Source organism: Microcystis sp. LE19-84.1B, from assembly GCF_027531875.1.
In the GTDB taxonomy this organism is placed as follows: Bacteria; Cyanobacteriota; Cyanobacteriia; order Cyanobacteriales; family Microcystaceae; genus Microcystis; species Microcystis panniformis.
The window spans coordinates 1-2,357 of record NZ_JAPZSR010000338.1; the positions used below are offsets into that span (position 1 = coordinate 1).

Genomic DNA, 2,357 nt, shown 5'->3' on the forward strand with positions numbered 1-2,357 from the left:
CTTTCTCCTTCCGTGACATCAGTAAATACTTCTTTGTCTAAAAAAGTAATCGAGTCCCTATCTAAATAATCCATCAATTGAGGAAAAAATAACTCGATAAATTCGACAAAAAAGGTGGAGATTAACTCCTTAAATAAGCGGTCATGGTCAATATTATTAGTCATGTAAAGGTGTCTGCGATCGCTTCGATGGGTACAGTCAACAGTTCAAAGAACATGGCATTATGGGGAAAGTAGTCTAATTCTGGTGGATATTATAACACATAAAAGCCAGATCGAAAAAAAGTTTTCGATAACTCCGTCTTGAGGTGGTCGTAAGAACTAAGCAGTTAAAGTATTTAACCAATTGATTAAATCTTCAACCGTAGAGAAATCGAATAAAGCTTCTCTCTCACAAGTCAAGAAAACGGGTTTCTCAAAGAAACCCGTTTTCTAAATAGCGCCTTTTTCTGATTTTTCTTGCCAAGTGCCGTGAAAACCGGGAGGGATAACACTGGGTAATTGCAGACAGCAAAGGGGTTCTTTTTCTAACTGCTGACTGTCATAGATTCTCACTTGGCTGCTGTGATTATTGCCGTCGTAAACCACGACGATTAACCATCCCGTTTCTGGAGATAAACCATCGCAGACAAAAATCGGTTCACTTCCATAACAGTTATTTTCTAGATAAGCAATAGTTAACTTACCTGTGGAGTGATTATAACAAGCGGGAAGTCCGATAATTTCCCGACGAATATCGCTATCGGGACGATGGACAGCTAAAAAAGTATTTTGCCATTTTTGTCCCACCAGTTGCGGGGAAACCACGGGAAAATCACAGCTTAAATCTGAGAGAATTTCCTGATTAATCACCTTTGCTGATAGGGGATTAATAGTGATACTTGCTAATTTTCCGATGGCTAAGGTTTCGGTTTTACCCGTGGCCACTTCTTTTAAAAATTGATTAGTTTTAAAGTCATCATAACGGACAAAAACAATTTCAAGATTGCCTTGGTCATTCACACAACCATTAGCAAAGTGCCATTGAAACCATGAATCGGTAACACTTTCACTGACTAATTGCAGAGAATCTCGATCAAAAATTAGTATTCTTGTTCCTAATTCTGGCTGCCACTGCATGGCATCACTAAAAGTTTTAAATCCCAACAGTATCGATAATTTATTCGCTTTTATCGGTGGGACGAAAAAGACGAGATACTGTCCCGCTAAAACAAAGTCATGCAGCGCAGACAATCTATCTAACTCAAAAGTATTTTTCTGGATAATTTCACCAGTGGAGTCAGACTTATAGAGATTTAAACTAACTTTAGCACCGATTGTCACCCCGAAATTAAAAATCTCTCCTCTGGACAAATCTAGCTTAGGATGAGCGGAAAAAGTTTCCTTTGCTTGTAAGCTAGATAAATTATCTAAACCTAGAGTTTCTAAAGATTGTAAATCTAATTTATGGGGAAAACCCCCTTCCCAGAGAGCTAATAATTTATCGGGTAAAGCTAACACCGAGGTGTTAGCGGCATTTTTTACCTCTTTTCCCCAATTATTCCAAAAGAAGCCGGGGGCATTCATGCCATAATTAGGAAATAAATATTGATTAGCGGCACTTTCTTGCTGATAACCAGCAGTCTGAACATAACGATAGGTGGCACTGGCTCCCTTATCATGAAAATGTACAGCTAAAACTGCCCCATCTCCATCAAACCAATGACCAACTTTTTGCTTACCTCTTTCTAATCTCCCCGGACCATTGCGATAGAGACTCCCCCGCAATCCGTCGGGAATTTTCCCGGATAATAGGGTTAATTGGGTTTCAGAAAATTCCACTGCTGGTTTTTCTAAAGATTTTGCCCAAGCTTTCATAGATTTGCTTTTTTAGTGATTACATAGTTGAGTATAGCCCTAGACTAGGTTCAATGACGATAATTTCGGCAGTTTACCAGTTAATTAGTATTCGTCACAACCGATAAATTATATCATTATAAAGTATCGGGATCAATTCCCAGAGAACGGATATATTCAGCTAAACGTTCAGCTTTTTGAGATAACTCGATAGAACTTAAAAATTTCTGACCATCTAAACTATAAATTTCTAACCCATCTTCTCTCAAATCAAATCGGATATTTAACCGAGGACTAACCCATCCTTTAATCTCAGGTATAGAGCTTAATAGTCCTTCCTGTCTCAACCATCCTTGAAAATTATGAGAATCGGGATCATAAAGATAGTATTCTTCCACTCCATAACGTTGATAAAAGAGTAGTTTTCGCTCCATTTCTTCTAAGCTGTTAGAAGGTGAAAGAATTTCAAAGACCACTTGAGGAGCGATATTATCTTCTTGCCATTGTTTATAGGAACCCCTT

At 38.2% G+C, this 2,357-nt stretch carries 2 protein-coding genes and 2 pseudogenes; all 4 read right to left on the minus strand.

Going from position 1 to position 2,357, the window contains the following annotated elements; translation table 11 throughout:
* Positions 1-164: pseudogene (locus tag O9324_RS19560) on the minus strand (flagellar assembly protein H); the annotation flags it as partial.
* A 156-nt stretch (positions 165-320) separates the two neighbouring features.
* Positions 321-386, minus strand: a pseudogene (locus O9324_RS27560) (DUF4351 domain-containing protein); the annotation flags it as partial.
* Positions 387-431: 45 nt separating this feature from the next.
* The gene (locus tag O9324_RS19565) at positions 432-1,856 is read right to left on the minus strand and encodes a carotenoid oxygenase family protein (RefSeq protein WP_002769379.1); all 1,425 of its coding nucleotides are present in this window, start codon (positions 1,854-1,856) and stop codon (positions 432-434) included.
* A 116-nt stretch (positions 1,857-1,972) separates the two neighbouring features.
* The coding region (locus O9324_RS19570; RefSeq protein ID WP_288141070.1) for a Uma2 family endonuclease at positions 1,973-2,357 on the minus strand (385 nt) is incomplete at its 5' end.

Coding starts and splice junctions, on each gene's coding strand:
- O9324_RS19565 (WP_002769379.1), bottom strand. CDS start 1,856: ATGAAAGCTTGGGCAAAATCTTTAGAAAAACCAGCAGTGGAATTTTCT.